The 14,850-nt window shown below is 73.6% G+C and carries 12 protein-coding genes; 4 read left to right on the forward strand and 8 right to left on the reverse strand.

Annotation, left to right across the window (positions count from 1 at the left end; translation table 11 throughout):
* Positions 1-107: 107 nt before the first annotated feature.
* From cofD to MTP10_RS06955, 3 genes are all read left to right on the forward strand, one after another.
* Entirely contained in the window at positions 108-1,058 is a 951-nt protein-coding gene (gene cofD / locus MTP10_RS06945; RefSeq protein WP_310708185.1) for a 2-phospho-L-lactate transferase, read from the forward strand.
* Positions 1,055-2,338, forward strand: coding sequence for a coenzyme F420-0:L-glutamate ligase (locus MTP10_RS06950; RefSeq protein WP_310708186.1), 1,284 nt, complete (start codon positions 1,055-1,057; stop codon positions 2,336-2,338). Before cofD ends, MTP10_RS06950 begins: the two co-directional genes overlap by 4 nt.
* 87 nt (positions 2,339-2,425) lie before the next feature.
* The gene (locus tag MTP10_RS06955) at positions 2,426-3,160 is read left to right on the forward strand and encodes a lytic polysaccharide monooxygenase (protein WP_310708187.1); all 735 of its coding nucleotides are present in this window, start codon (positions 2,426-2,428) and stop codon (positions 3,158-3,160) included.
* 124 nt (positions 3,161-3,284) lie between these two features.
* On the opposite strand, the gene MTP10_RS06960 is transcribed toward MTP10_RS06955, so the two are convergent.
* From MTP10_RS06960 to MTP10_RS06990, 7 genes are all read right to left on the reverse strand, one after another.
* Positions 3,285-4,943: a substrate-binding and VWA domain-containing protein gene (locus MTP10_RS06960; RefSeq protein WP_310708188.1), complete on the reverse strand. Its 1,659-nt coding sequence runs from the start codon at positions 4,941-4,943 to the stop codon at positions 3,285-3,287.
* Between the two features lie 165 nt (positions 4,944-5,108).
* Entirely contained in the window at positions 5,109-7,718 is a 2,610-nt protein-coding gene (locus tag MTP10_RS06965; protein ID WP_310708189.1) for a bifunctional FO biosynthesis protein CofGH, read from the reverse strand.
* A gap of 60 nt (positions 7,719-7,778) precedes the next feature.
* The gene (locus MTP10_RS06970; protein WP_310708190.1) at positions 7,779-8,675 is read right to left on the reverse strand and encodes a DNA-3-methyladenine glycosylase 2 family protein; all 897 of its coding nucleotides are present in this window, start codon (positions 8,673-8,675) and stop codon (positions 7,779-7,781) included.
* A 112-nt stretch (positions 8,676-8,787) separates the two neighbouring features.
* Positions 8,788-9,879: an NDP-sugar synthase gene (locus MTP10_RS06975; protein ID WP_310708191.1), complete on the reverse strand. Its 1,092-nt coding sequence runs from the start codon at positions 9,877-9,879 to the stop codon at positions 8,788-8,790.
* A gap of 20 nt (positions 9,880-9,899) precedes the next feature.
* Positions 9,900-11,018 (reverse strand): glycosyltransferase family 1 protein, encoded by a 1,119-nt coding sequence (locus tag MTP10_RS06980; RefSeq protein WP_310708192.1) that lies wholly within the window; start codon positions 11,016-11,018, stop codon positions 9,900-9,902.
* 95 nt (positions 11,019-11,113) lie between these two features.
* Positions 11,114-12,007, reverse strand: coding sequence for a lysylphosphatidylglycerol synthase domain-containing protein (locus MTP10_RS06985; protein ID WP_310708193.1), 894 nt, complete (start codon positions 12,005-12,007; stop codon positions 11,114-11,116).
* A complete protein-coding gene (locus MTP10_RS06990; RefSeq protein ID WP_310708194.1) occupies positions 12,004-12,822 on the reverse strand; it encodes a class I SAM-dependent methyltransferase in 819 nt (272 codons plus the stop codon). The genes MTP10_RS06985 and MTP10_RS06990 overlap by 4 nt, the downstream gene beginning before the upstream one ends.
* A gap of 105 nt (positions 12,823-12,927) precedes the next feature.
* On the opposite strand from MTP10_RS06990, the gene MTP10_RS06995 reads away from it, so the two are divergent.
* Positions 12,928-13,887 (forward strand): lysylphosphatidylglycerol synthase transmembrane domain-containing protein, encoded by a 960-nt coding sequence (locus MTP10_RS06995; protein WP_310708195.1) that lies wholly within the window; start codon positions 12,928-12,930, stop codon positions 13,885-13,887.
* Here MTP10_RS06995 and MTP10_RS07000 read toward each other — a convergent pair.
* A complete protein-coding gene (locus MTP10_RS07000; protein ID WP_310708196.1) occupies positions 13,788-14,849 on the reverse strand; it encodes a glycosyltransferase family 4 protein in 1,062 nt (353 codons plus the stop codon). The genes MTP10_RS06995 and MTP10_RS07000 overlap by 100 nt on opposite strands.
* Between the last annotated feature and the right edge of the window lies 1 nt (position 14,850).

The raw sequence follows: 14,850 nt of genomic DNA on the forward strand, positions 1-14,850 counted from the left end.
CTCAAAAGCCCCAGATCGCCTTCTATGACGTGATTTTCGGAGGATTGCGGATCGGCAACGCCCAGCCCGGCTCGGGCGTGTCACAGGCCGGTGGAAGACTGGTCCGCATGCACATCGTGTCCCTCGCCGGCGGCATCGGCGGCGCGCGCTTCCTGCGCGGACTGCGCGAGACCGCGCCCGACGCCCGGATCACCGTGATCGGCAACACAGGCGACGACATCACCCTCTTCGGCCTGCGGGTCTGCCCCGACCTCGACACGGTCATGTACACCCTCGGCGGCGGCATCGACGAGGAGCAGGGCTGGGGCCGGGCCAAGGAGACCCACGTGGTCAAGGAGGAGCTGGCCGCGTACGGCGTCGAGCCGCAGTGGTTCGGGCTGGGCGACCGCGACTTCGCCACCCACATCGTCCGCTCCCAGATGCTGGAGGCCGGCTATCCGCTCTCCCAGATCACGCGGGCGCTGTGCGCGCGCTGGCAGCCGGGTGTGGAGCTGCTGCCGATGAGCGACGACCGCTGCGAGACGCACGTCGTCGTCACCGACGAGCGCGGCCGGCGCGCCGTCCACTTCCAGGAGTGGTGGGTACGGCTGCGCGCCTCGGTGCCGGCCGAGTCGATCGCGCTGATCGGCGTCGACAGCGCCAAGCCGGCCCCCGGCGTGCTGGAGGCGATCGAGGAGGCCGACGTGGTGATCCTGCCGCCGTCGAACCCGGTGGTCAGCATCGGCACGATCCTCCAGGTGCCCGGCATCCGCGAGGCGTTGCTGCCCAAGACCGTCGTGGGCGTCTCCCCCATCATCGGCGGCGCCCCCGTGCGGGGCATGGCCGACGCCTGCCTCACGGCGATCGGCGTCGAGACGTCGGCTCAGGCGGTGCTCGACCTGTACGGCCCGGAGCTCGTCGACGGCTGGCTGGTGGCGCCGGAGGACTCCGGCGTCCGGCTCGACGGCGTGCGCGTGGTGGCCCGGCCCATCCTCATGCGCGACCCCGGCACGGGGGCCGACGTGGCGGCCGACATCGCCCGCGCCGCGCTCGACCTGGCCCTGGAGCTGGCCCGATGAGCGCCGGACGGGTCGAGGTCATCCCCGTCACCGGCCTCGGCGAGGTCCGGCCGGGCGACGACCTCGCGCTCCTCCTGCGGGACGCCGGTCTGCGCGACGGCGACATCGTCGTCATCACCTCCAAGATCGTCAGCAAGGCGGAGGGCCGGGTGCGGCGGGCGCCCGACCGCACGGCCGCCATCGAGGAGGAGACGGTCCGCGTCGTCGCCAGACGCGGCGACACCGTGATCTCCCAGACCCGCCACGGCTTCGTGATGGCCGCGGCCGGCGTCGACGCCTCCAATACCGAGCCGGGCACCGTCCTGCTCCTGCCCGAGGACTCCGACGCCTCCGCCCGCCGCGTCCGGGCCGGGCTCGCCGCTCTGCTCGGGGTGCGGACCGGGGTGATCGTCTCCGACACGTTCGGCCGTCCCTGGCGCAACGGGCTGACCGACGTGGCCATCGGCGCGGCCGGGGTCCTCCCGCTGGAGGACTTCCGCGGCGGGACCGACACGCACGGCAATCCGCTGAACGCGACGGTCACCGCGCTCGCCGACGAGATCGCCGCGGCCGCCGAGCTGGTCAAGGGCAAGCTGGCGGGTGTTCCCGTCGCCCTGGTCCGCGGCCTCGCGCACCTGGTCACGGACGAGGACGGACCGGGCGTCCGCCCGCTGATCCGGCCGGCCGACGACGACCTGTTCCGGTACGGGTCGCGGGACGTGGTGTTCGCCCGCCGGACGATCCGCGCGTTCTCGGACGAGCCCGTGGACCCGGAGGCGGTGCGGCGGGCGGTCGGTGCGGGCATCGCCGCCCCGGCGCCGCACCACACGACGCCGTGGCGGTTCGTGCTGGTGGAGTCGGCCGCGACGCGGCTGAAGCTGCTCGACGCCATGCGTGAGGCGTGGATCGCCGACCTGCGCGGCGACGGCTTCGGCGAGGAGTCGATCGCCAAGCGGATCCGGCGCGGCGACGTGCTGCGCGACGCGCCGTACCTCGTGGTGCCGTGCCTGGTGATGGAGGGCTCGCACACCTACCGCGACGACCGGCGCAACGCCTCCGAGCGGGAGATGTTCGTGGTCGCGATGGGCGCGGGGGTGGAGAACCTCCTCATCCAGCTCGCGGTCGAGGGGCTGGGGTCGGCGTGGGTGTCGTCCACGATGTTCTGCCGTCCCGTGGTGCGCGAGGTGCTGGACCTGCCGGACTCGTGGGACCCGATGGGGTGCGTGGCCGTGGGCCACGCCGCCGCCCCGCCCCGTGACCGCGCCCCCCGCGATCCCGCCGACTTCATCGTGACCCGCTGAGGTCTGACAGGGGATGTCAGCGGCCATTTACCGATAGGAAAGTTTCCTTTACATTTGGGGCAACCCCCCACGTAAAGGAGCACTTTCATGCGAAGGACGCTCACGTTACTGGCCGTGGCGGTGATCACGATCGCCGCCACGGTGTTCGTGGCCGAGCCCGCCCTGGCCCACGGGTACGTCAACTCGCCACCGAGCCGCCAGGCGTTCTGCGCCCGCGGTCAGGTGCCGAACTGCGGCGACATCATCTACGAGCCGCAGAGCGTCGAAGGCCCCAAGGGCCTGCGCAACTGCCACGCCAACGTCGCCCGCTTCGCCCAGCTCAGCGACGAGAGCAAGCCGTGGCCCGCCACCTCCGTCGGCACCAGCGTGACGTTCAACTGGACGTTCACCGCCCGGCACGCCACCAGCACGTACGAGTACTACATCGGCAACACCAGGGTGGCGGTCTTCAACGGCAACGGCCAGCAGCCGCCCGCGACGGTCTCCCACACGGTGAACCTCTCGGGCTGGTCCGGCCGGCAGAGGGTCCTGGCGATCTGGAACATCTCCGACACCGCCAACGCCTTCTACTCCTGCATCGACCTCCAGATCGGCGGCGGTGGCGGCAACCCGACGCCCACGCCCACACCCACGCCGACCGTCACGCCGACCCCCACCCCGCCGCCGACCTCGAACCCCGGCGGCACGTGGAAGGCCGGCACCGCCTACTCCGTGGGCGCCGTGGTGACCTACGGCGGCGCCTCCTACCGGTGCCTCCAGGCCCACACCGCGATCGCCGGGTGGGAGCCGCCCAACGTCCCGGCGCTCTGGCAGCGCGTCTGATCCAGCGGCCCCTCCCATGACGAGGCGCCGCCCCGCGCACGCGGGGCGGCGCCTTCCTCACGAACGACCCGACATGTACGCCCCGACAGGAACCGCTACGCCCCGACAGGAACCGCCCGGCAGGTCAGGGCGTCGGCTTGCAGGTGGGGTGGCACAGGCGGCGGGCCAGGGCGGCGAGGAAGACGTCGATGATCTCTCCTGGCTGCTGCGCCACGTGCAGGGAGCCGTTCGTCGCGGCCGTGATCCGGCCCAGGCTGTCGCGGTCCGCGCCCGCCCCGAACGCGATGATGACGATCTGCACGGGCTTGTCCGGCCGCCACTCGTCGTGCAGCTCGTCCACCAGGCTCTGGAGCGACGTGCCGTGCCCGTCGTCCTTGCCGGAGGTGATCACGAGGAGCGTGTTGTTCATCTCCTCGCGGTACTCCCCGGTCAGCGTGCGGAAGCCGCCGAGGATCGCGTCGTAGAGCGAGCTGTCACGGTCGGGGTGCGCGGTGATGGTGCTGGTCAGCTCGTCGAGGACGCTGCGCCGGATCACCTGGCCGGTGTCGGGCCGGGTGATCGGCCCGAGCCCCACCCGCTCCTGGTAGCCCTTGGGCCCGCCCAGCCCGTCGGCGAACTCCCACATGCCCATGTGCGTGGAGTCGGGGAACAGCCGCAGCCCGATCTTGGCGGCCTGGAGGGCGATGGCGACCCGGGTGGTGCCCTTCACCCGCTCGGCCATGTGCCGGGAGGTGTCGGCCAGCACCAGGATGTTGGTCGGCGGGGCGAGCCTGCTCCACGCCTGGAGCGCGTCGTCGATGTCCTCGGGCGACACCGAGGGACGCGCCACCGGCGTCTCCGCCGGCAGTTGCGGCCCCGGCGAGACCGGGCCCCGGGCGCCGTCGCCCGACCAGAACCCGGCCCGCCGCACGAGGTCCTGCGCCTCCTCGCCGCGCAGCCAGTCGGCGAAGGCCCGCGACGCCTCCGCCACGTCCGGGTCGGTGGCGGTCACGACGTACGGGTAGTCGAGGATGATCGTGCCCTCGCGCGGGCGCAGCGCGACGACCGGGTCCGGCGAGGGCTGCTGGTTGTGGCTCCACACCGACTGCTCGGGCACGATGACGACCGGCCGCTTCCAGAACGAGCGGTCGTCCACGGCGGCCATCATCGTGCGGTAGTCGGGCGCGGATCCGGCCTGCGCCCAGCGCACGAAAGCCGTGAGCGCCTTGTCCGCCTCCGGGCCGGTGCCGACGACGTCGCGGGCCGCGGCGACGGTGGCGATGCCCGCGCCGGCCAGGGACGGATCGGGCACGCGGACGACGTCGGGCTCCTGGTCGGTCGGCAGCAGCCGCCCCCGCACGGTCGCGGGGAAGACCATGCGCCAGTTCATCTGCGTGCCGCCGACGGAGAACGTCCGCGCGAGCGAGGACCGGGTGGCGAACACCAGCGGCGAGGTCGCCACCACGCTCTCCCCGGCGGGCAGCGCGCTCGCGCCCTGCTTGCGGGCCAGCCGGATCCAGGCGGAGGAGTCGGCGATCCAGCCGTCCGGCCGCTGGCGCAGCACGCCCGCCCTGTCGCCGATCAGCGTGCGCAGCACCGTGGCGGGCGGCTGCTCGGTGACCTGGACGAGCACGCAGCGGCCACCCGAGGAGGTCCTGGTCTCGTTGAAGCGGGAGGCCGCCCGCATCGCCACGGGGGCCACGTCGACCGCCGCCGCGACATTGACCAGAACAGGCTCTCGCGTAGCGCACAGCGCCCCGCCCCCGCCGAAGAGCACCACGAGCGTGCCCGCGACCAGAGCCACGGCGGTGATCCCGGCCAGCGAACCTCGCTGGAGTGCCTTCCTCCGCCGCAGCTCAGCGCTTAACGCGGCGCGGTGTCGACCCAACCGCACGGTGAACCTCTCTCCACAGGAGTGACGATTCTCCCAGCGCCTCCGGGGCGAGACGCAAGTGCAATCTAGAACATGTTATATCTCCACCGTCGGCAAGACCCTTCGCACGCTCTGGCAGACGCCGTCGCTCGCCGCCGAGGCGGCCAGACGCTCCTCGCCCGGCCGGCCGTACTCGGTGGTCCGCTGCCGGACCGGCCGCCCGGTGGCGCCCGCCATCGCGCGCAGCTCGCTGATGGTCTTGTACGAGCCGTTCTCCGACCCGGCCATGCGGCTGATCGTCTCCTCCATGAGGGTGCCGCCGAGGTCGTTCACGCCGCCGTCGAGCACCTGGCGGCACAGGTCGTCGCCGAGCTTGACCCACGAGCACTGGATGTTGGAGATGGCGCCGTGCAGCAGAATTCTGGCCAGCGCGTGGACGGCGCGGTTCTCCTGCGCGGTGGGACCGGGCCGGGCGATCCCGGCCAGGTAGATGGGCGCGCTGGTGTGCACGAACGGCAGCAGCACGAACTCCGAGAAGCCGCCGGTCTCCTCCTGCAGCCGCCTGATCAGCTTGATGTGCCTGACCCAGTGCCGGTGGGTGTCCACGTGGCCGTACATCATCGTGGAGGTCGTCGGGAGGCCCACCCGGTGGGCCGTGGTGACCACGTCGATCCACTCGGCGGTGGGCAGCTTGCCCTTGGTGAGCACCCAGCGGACGTCGTCGTCGAGGATCTCGGCGGCGGTCCCGGGCAGCGAGTCCACCCCGGCCTCCTTGGCGGCGTGCAACCACTCCTCGATCGACAGGTCGGCCCGGCTGGCGCCGTTGACCACCTCCATGGGGGAGAACGCGTGGACGTGCATGTCCGGCGTCCGCTCCTTGACCGCCCTGGCGATGTCGAAGTACGCCGTGCCGGGCATGTCGGGGTGGATGCCGCCCTGCATGCACACCTCGGTGGCGCCCGCCAGCCACGCCTCCTCCGCCCGGTCGGCGACCTGGGCCAGGCTCAGGGTGTACGCGTCGGCGTCGGTGCGGCGCTGGGCGAACGCGCAGAAGCGGCAGCCGGTGTAGCAGACGTTGGTGAAGTTGATGTTCCTGTTGACGACGTACGTGACGTCGTCACCGGCGCTCCGGCGGCGCAGGTCGTCGGCGATGGCGGCCAGCTCGTCCAGGGCCGGCCCGTCGGCCGACAGCAGCGCCACGGCCTCCTCCTCGCTGAGCCCGGCCGGGTCGCGCTCGGCCTGCCGCAGCGCCTGCCGGAGTCCGGCGGGCGTGCCGCCGCCGGAACCCGCCCCGGTTCCGGCTCCGGCCGTCGCCGCGGGTCCGGTCGCGGCGTCCGGGTCCAGGCGGTCGCGCAGGGCGTCCCAGTCCCCGTAGACGTGGTCGAAGTCGTCGCGCCGGTCGTGGGTGCGGCCCGTGGTGTCCACCTCGACGTGCAGGTCCACCCGGCCCGAGGCGGTGAAGCCGCCGTCCGGCTCCTGCCACGGCAGTCCGCGCGGCGTCACGTCCTCGCGGGCCAGGCCGGTCTCCGGGTCCGCCAGCGCCTGGACGTGGGCGAACAGGCGGGGGTCCAGCCACGGCTCCCCCGCCAGCACGTACTCGGGATAGATGGTCAGCCGCTCGCGCAGCCGGAAGCCGGCCTCGGCCGTGCGGTCCGTGAGCGCGTCGATCTGCGGCCACGGCCGCTCCGGGTTGACGTGGTCGGGGGTCAGCGGCGACACGCCGCCCCAGTCGTCGATGCCGGCGCGGATCATCAGCTCGTACTCGGCGTCGACCAGGTTCGGCGGCGCCTGGACGCGCATGCGCGGCCCGAGCACCAGCCGCGTGACCGCGATCGTGGCGGCCAGCTCCTCCAGGTCGGCGTCCGGCATGCCGCGCATCGCCGTGTCCGGCTTGGCGCGGAAGTTCTGCACGATGACCTCCTGGACGCCGCCGTACTCGCGCGCCACCCGCCGGATCGCGAAGATCGACTCGGCCCGGTCCTCGACGGTCTCACCGATGCCGATGAGGATGCCCGTGGTGAACGGCACGTTGGAGCGGCCGGCGTCCTCCAGCACGCGCAGCCGCACGGCCGGGTCCTTGTCGGGCGAGCCGTAGTGGGCCTGCCCCTTCTCCTCGAACAGGCGGCGCGAGGTGGTCTCCAGCATCATGCCCATGGACGGGGCCACCGGCTTGAGCCGCTGGAGGTCGCGCCAGCCGAGCACGCCGGGGTTGAGGTGCGGGAGCAGCCCGGTCTCCTCCAGGACGCGGACGGCCATGGCCCGCACGTACGACAGCGTGTCGTCGTAGCCGTGCGCGTCCAGCCACTCCCGCGCCTGCCGCCAGCGATCCTCGGGCCGGTCGCCCAGGGTGAACAGCGCTTCCTTGCACCCCATCGCCGCGCCCTGCCGGGCGATCTCCAGCACCTCGTCGGGGCTGAGGAAGGCCGACGGCACCTTGTGCGGCGCGGTCGCGAACGTGCAATAACCACATTTGTCGCGGCAGAGCCTGGTCAACGGGATGAATACCTTGCGGCTGTAGGTGATCACGCCTGGCCTGCCCACCGCCGCGAGCCCGGCGTCCCGTACCCGGGAGGCGTGCTCCAGCAGCGTGTTCAGGTGGTCGCCGCGCGCGTGCAGCAGCACGGCGGCCTCGGTGAGGTCGAGGGCCTTGCCGTCACGGGCGCGGGCGAGCGCGCGGCGGAGCGCGCTGTCACTGACGAGACTCATACGAGGCACACTACGTCGGCCTGAGTTCGCGCCCCGCACCCAGGGGCATGTACGCGCAGGTCAGAAGGACCGGTAGTCGCGGGCGGGCATCCTGGGGCCGCGCGCGGGCGGGCGCAGGCCCGTGAGCATGACGAGGACCGCGGCCCGGTGCCGGTGGCCGGCGTACGGCTCCAGCAGGCGCAGCATCCCGGGGTCGTCGGTCTTCTCGCCCGTCAGCGCGTAGCCGACGAGCTTGGCCAGGTGGAAGTCGCCCACGCTGACCGCGTCGGGATCGCCGAGGGCGCGCTGGCGCACCTCCGCCGACGTCCACACGCCGATCCCGGGCAGCGCCCGCAGCAGCCGGTCCAGCTCCTCGGTGGTGGCGGCGGCCTCCAGCTTGGCGGCGTGCCAGGCGGCCGTGGCGATGGTCCGGGCGCGTACGGCCTCGGCCCCCGCGCGGTGCCAGTGCCACGACGGGATCTGCCGCCACACCTCGGCCTCGGGCACGACCCGCATGCCCTCGGGGGCGGGGCCGGGCGCGGGCTCGCCGTAGCGGTGCAGCAGCCATCGCCAGGCCCGCCACGCCTCGCGGCCGACGACCTTCTGCTCCAGGACGGCCGGCACCAGGGCCTCCATGACGCGGCCGGTGCGCCCGATGCGCAGCCCGGCGTGCCGGCGGGCGGCCTCGGCCAGCACCTCGTGCCGGGCCGCGAACCCGGACGCGTCGTCGTCGGCCCCGAGCCAGGCCGGGAGCATCTCCAGCAGCCATCCGGCCCCGGGGCCCCACGCCCGGCCGAGCACGACGCCGTCGGCGGCACTCATCCGCAGGGTGCCGGGGCCGTCGGGGGTCCTGGAGGTGCGCCACACGGCCCCGTCGGGGGTGCGCCGCCAGGCGGGGTCTCCGGAGCCGCGCCGGTGCGGGGCCAGCGCCAGCCCCACGTCCAGCGGCCCACCGGGCTCCCACCTGCGCTCCACCACCCGTCCAGTGTGCCGCGCCGCGACACGCACCCGCGCCCGGGGGCGCCGGTCGGCGGCCGGTCGGACGCCGGTGGAGCGGCGGGGGGCGGACGCCGGTGGAGCGGCGGCGAGGTCAGACGTCGGTGGAGTAGCGGACGGCGCGCTCGGGGAGCTCGACGCCCGGCCACACGCGCACGCCGTGCTGGAGCTCGTTGCCCGCGCCCACCACGGCCCCGTCGCCGATCACCGCGTCACGCACCACGGCGCCCGCGCACACCCGGGCGCCCTGCCCGATGGCGGAGTCGACCACCGTCGCGCCGGAGTGCACCACGCAGCCGTCGCTGAGCACACTGCCCGACACCACCGCGCCGGCCTCGACGACCGTGCCGGCGCCGATCGCGGAGCCGCCGTTGACCTTGGCCTCCGGCGAGACGCGGGCGCCGTCGAGGGCGAGGTACTCGCCGGGCGGGCCCGGCAGCGCGGGCGAGGCCAGACGGCCGAGCACCAGGTCACGAGAGCCCCGCACGAACGCGGCCGGGGTGCCGACGTCGAGCCAGTAGGTGCGGTCGGCGTAGCCGAGGACCAGCTCGCCCGACTCGATGAGCCCGGGGAACGTCTCGCGCTCGACGGAGACGACCTCGTCGCGCGGGATCCGGTCGATGACCGAGCGGGTGAAGACGTAGCAGCCGGCGTTGATCCGGTTGGTGACGGGATTGGGGGTCTTCTCCAGGAACGCGGTGACCCGTCCATCGTCGTCGGTGGGGACGCAGCCGAACCGGGTCGGGTCGTCCACCTCCGTCAGATGGAGCGTTACAGAGGCGCCCCTGGAGGTGTGGGTGCGCACCTGGTCGCCGATGTCGTGGCCGGAGAGGATGTCGCCGTTGAGCACCAGCACGGGATCGGAGGGGCCGCTGGTGAGGGCCTCGGCGGCGTTGCGGATGGCGCCGCCCGTGCCGAGCGGCGTCTCCTCCGTCATGTACTCCAGGGAGAGCCCGAAGGCCGAGCCGTCGCCGAAGGCGGGCTCGAACATCGACGCCTTGTAGGAGGTCGCGAAGACGATCCGGCGTACTCCGAACGAGCGGGCGCGGGCGAGCTGGTGCGCCAGGAAAGGCACGCCGGCGGTCGGCAGCAACGGCTTGGGCGTGCCGAGTGTCAGCGGACGCAGGCGCGTGCCCTGGCCGCCGACCAGGAGGATCGCCTCGAGGTCTGGCAAAGAGCTCTCCATCACTCCGCGAGGTTACCGAACTATTCGACCGCGCGTTGATAGGAGGCGAGATGCGCCTGCGCCGATGTCTTCCACGTGAACTCGCGGGCCCGCGCGAGGCCCGCCTCCTGGAGCGCCCGGCGCCGCTCGGGCGAGTCGAGGAGCCGGCCGAGGGCCAGGGCGATGCTGTCGGCGTCCGGCTCGGTGTAGGCGACGGCGTCGCCGCCCACCTCCGGCAGCGACGCGCGGTGCGTGGTGAGCACGGGCGCGCCGCACGCCATGGCCTCCAGCACCGGCAGCCCGAACCCCTCGCCGCGCGACGGGAACGCCACCACGAGCGCGCCCCCGAGGAACCCCGCCAGGTCCGGCATGCGCAGGAACCCGGGCCGCACCACCTTCACCGTGGCCTCGACCTCCCGGCAGGCGGTGTCGACGTCGTCCTCGTGGACGCCGCCGCCGAGCACCAGCGCGGGCGGCTCGTCGAGGTTCTTGACGGCGGCGGCGAAGCCGCGGATGAGGTTGGGGACGTTCTTGCGGGGGTCGAGCGCGCCCAGGAAGGCGACGTACGGCCGGCCGTGCAGGCCGAACCGCTCGGCCGCCCGCCTGCGCTCCACCTCGCTCGGCGGGTGGAACAGGTCCTGGTCGACGCCGTGGTAGGCGACGTCGATGCGGGTGGGGTCGGCGGCCAGCACGCGGACCAGCTCGTCACGGGTGGCCTTGGACGGCACGATGAGGCGGGTGGCGTGGCGCACGGCCGTGCGGGTGGCCGAGCGGAAGAACGCCGCCTTGCTGGGACTGTCGTGCTCCGGCTCGGTGAACCAGGTGACGTCGTGGACGGTCGCGACCGTGGGCAGGCCCGCGCCCAGCGGGATCGTGTAGTAGGGCGCGTGGATGACCTCGGCTCCCGCCTGGCGGGCGACCAGCGGCAGGCCGGTCTGCTCCCAGGTGAGCCGGGCGGCGCGGTTGGTGAGCGAGACGGGACCCGGCCGGATGTCGGCCGAGGGCGCGAGCCGGCGGTACCGGTCCGCGTCGGGCCGCTGGCAGACCACCACGAGGTCGGCCCCCGCGGCGTCCAGCCCGGCCACCAGTCCGTCCACGTAACGGATGAGGGCGCCGCGGTCCGTGGGGACGGCCGCCGCGTCGACGAGCACTCGAGGCATTACGAAGATCTTCTCCCCTCAAGATCGTCGTGGGAGCCCTGGCGTCCCCCTCTGGGTTCAGCTTATGACCAGCCTCCCCCAAATCGAGGCTCAAATCACACGCCGCCACGCCGTGCAGCTATTCCCGCCAAACCCGCGCAGATCAGGTCCCCGATCACGATGATCATCCGGGAGCAGAGGGCCATCGCGATGGCCGGTCCCTGGGCCAGCACCGGGGACAGCACGGCCACCATCGCCACCTCGCGCACCCCCGCCCCGGCGGGCACGACGAAGGTCAGGATGCCGAGGCACCACGACAGCGCGAACGCCCCGACGGCGAACAGCAGGCCGCCCTGCGGGACGAGGAAGTACAGGTGCAGGCCGTAACACGTCCAGCCGGCCAGCGCCCAGCCGAGCGCGGTGAGCATGCCGCGGCGGGTGAGCGGCCGCTCCAGCGGCTCCTTCTTGAGCCTGCGCAGCCCGAAGCCGATCAGGGCGTTGATCACCTTCGGCTCCAGCAGCACCAGCAGCACCGGCACCAGCAGGAGCAGCCAGCCGAACCGGTCCCAGCCGAGCGTCACCAGGGTGACGAGCAGGCCGGTGGCGAGCTGGATCGGCATCGTCAGGAAGAACGCGGCGGCGCTGCGCGCCCGGGGCACGCCGAGGTCGCGGCCCATCTCCATCTGGGCGAGCACCGGCCAGACCGTGCCGGGGATGTACTTGCCGAGCTGGCCGACGAAGAACACCTTGGCGGCCGGTCGGAACGGCAGCGGCGAGCCGAGGTCGGCCAGCAGGGTGCGCCAGGTGAGCATGCCCCCGAGCAGCGCGGCGACCACGCCGGCCAGCGAGGCGGCGAGCATCGGCCAGCTCAGCGTGGACAGCCCGGCCACGACGTCGTCCCACCGCGAGGCCACGGCCCAGCCGCCGAAGCCGAGGGCGATCAGCAGGAACCCGAGGCGGACCACCCGCCGGGCGACCGGCCGCCGCCCCACGCCGGCCTCGGTGCTCACAGCGGCTGCGGGGGTTGCGGGAGCGCGGCGCCCGCGGGGCGGCGCGGCGTCTTGGTGGCCACCCACAGGTACGTGGGCACGAGCGGCAGCGTCAGCCGCAGCACTCCGCGCGGCGTGCGCGCGAGCACGGCCTGCGCCGCCCGCCCCACCGCGCCGGGGAACAGCTCCGAGCCGGCGAAGCGGGTGGGGGTGGCCAGCACCGGGAGCGTGTAGTCCCACACGTGGAAGGCCCGCAGCATCCGGCGCAGCCCCCGCCGGGTGCGGTAGCGCTCGTAGTAGTGGTCGGCCCGGCCGAAGGCGCGCACGTAGCGGTCGGCCAGCGCGGGCGGCAGGTAGGACAGGAACGGCAGCTTGTAGTGGGGCTCCATGATGCCGAGCCGGTTGCCCAGGCCGAGGTACAGGACGCCCTTGTCGGACAGCACCCGGTGCATCTCGGCCACCACCGCGTCGGGGTCGACCACGTGCTCGTAGATGTGGTTGAACACCAGCACGTCGATCGACCCGTCGGGGAACGGCAGAGCGGTGCCGTCACCGCAGACGAACGCCACCCGCCCGCCGAACCGGTCGGCCGCCCTGCGCAGCCCCGGCACGTCGATGTCCACCCCGAGGGTGTGCCCCGCGCCCGCGCCGGCCAGCTCGTCGGCGATGAACCCGGCCGAGCATCCCACGTCGCCCACGACCAGGCCGTCGAGCGAGCCCTGGAAGTGCTCCAGCACCGCGATGATCTTCGCGGCCTTGCGCCTGCGCTTGGCCTCGTCGAGCATGGCCGACTGGAACTCGGAGTACTCCAGCTGCGCGACCCGTTGCTTTCCCACGGCTTGCTTTCCCACGGGGCCCAACAGTACCCGCGACCGGGCCGCCGTTCGCCCGGCCGAGCGTGCCCCCTACCCGGTCCGGCTGATCACGCGTACCCTTGGCGGATGCTCCGCCGCCTGCTGCGCGTCGTGCTCGCGCTGGTCGCGCTCGGTTTCCTCGGCTACGGCCTGGCGCGCAACTGGGACGAGACCACGACGGCCGTGGCGCGGCTGTCGCCCTGGGCGCTGCCCGGCGCGTTCGCCGCGGTGCTGGCCGGTCAGCTCTGCAGCCTGCTCGCCTGGCGCCGGGTGCTGGCCGGGCTCGGCTCGCCGCTGCCGCTGCGGGTCGCCGGCCGCATCATGTTCGTGGGCCAGCTCGGCAAGTACATCCCGGGCTCGGTCTGGGCGTACGCCGCGACGATGGAGCTGGGCCGCGACCACGGCAGCCCGCCGCGCCGGACGTTCGCCTGCATCTCGCTGTCGCTGGTGATCAACCTCGGGGTGGCGCTGTCGATCGCCGCCGCCACGCTCGCCACCCAGCAGGTCCTGCGCCAGGCGTGGTACCTCCTGCTGCTGGTCCCGGTGATCATCGTGTGCCTGCACCCGAAGGTGCTGACCTGGGGTCTCAACCTGGCGCTGCGCCTGGCCCGCAAGGAACCGCTGGAGAGCGTGCTGCCCGGCCGCGCGGTCGTGGCCGCGGTGGGCTGGACGGCGCTCGGCTGGTTCGTGTACGGCATCCACACCTGGCTGCTCGTCGGCCGCTGGGACCTGTACGTGATCGCCACCGGGGCCTACGCGTTCGCCTGGGCCACGGGGCTGCTCGCGTTCTTCGTGCCCGCCGGGGTCGGGGTGCGCGAGGGCGCGATGGTGCTGGTGTTCACGCCCATCATCGGCACCGGGCCCGCCCTGGCCGCGGCGGTCGCGTCGCGGCTGGTGTTCACGCTGTCGGACGTGGCCGCCGCGGGGGTCGCGTTCCTGCTGGGCCGTCAGAGCGCCAGCAGCTCCGAGGCGTACGCCGACCAGAACGGCTCGGGGTCGACCGCCTTGACGCCCGACCGCAACCTCTCCGGCTCGCCCGAGGCGTAGAAGCGCTCGATCGCCGCGCGCAGCGCCGCCACGTCGCCCGGCTCCACCAGCAGCCCGTCCACCCCGTCGGTGACGTGGTCGGCCAGCGCCCCCACCCGGGTCGCGATGACCGGCACGCCGTGCTCGTGGCCGAGCCACACGTTCTGGCTCGCGGTCGCGCTGCGGTACGGCAGGACCAGCGCGTCGGCGCGGGCGAACAGCCCCGGAACGTCCTCGGCCGCCACGTAGCCGGGCCGCAGCTCCACCCGGTCGGCGACGCCCAGCTCGTCGATCAGCGCCCTGGTCTCGTCCAGCCCGCCCCAGAACTCTCCGGCCACGGTCAGCGCCACCCCCTCGGGCAGCGCGCGCAGCAGCAGGTCCAGCCCCTTGTACGGCCGCACGAGGCCGAAGAACAGCAGCCGCCGGTGAACCCCCGAGGACGGCTCGGCCCGGGTGGAGGGCAGGTGCGGCGGCAGCCCGGCCACGCGCACCGGTGTGGCGGCCAGCGTCCTGGCCAGATCCGCCTGCTGCCCGGAGTGGGCCAGCACGCCGTCCACCCGCCGCAGCAGCGCCCGCATCAGCGGCCGGTCGTACGGCTTCGGCTCGTGGGGCAGCACGTTGTGGCAGAGGGCGACGACACGGGCTCGGCGGCGCAGGCCGTACAGGATGCCGAGGTAGGCGGGCACCTGCACGGGGCTCAGCACGGCGAGGACGACCAGGTCGGCGGAGCGGAGCCGGCGGCCGGCGGCGACCCACCCGTCGGGGCGGCGCCAGTCGAGCCGGCGCTCGGTCCGGGGGTACGGCGTGCCCTCGGGGGCGTCGATCGTCTGGCGGCCCGGGTAGAGGAACGACGGGTACTGAGCCCGCCAGGACTCGATGACCACGTCGTGGCCGAGCGCGGCCAGCCGGTGCGCCAGCTCGGTGGTGTGCTGGGCGCCGCCCCCCTTGTACGGATAGGTGGGGCCGACGATCGCGACGCGCACG

The organism is Nonomuraea sp. 3-1Str (assembly GCF_031570565.1).
Taxonomy (GTDB): Bacteria; Actinomycetota; Actinomycetes; order Streptosporangiales; family Streptosporangiaceae; genus Nonomuraea.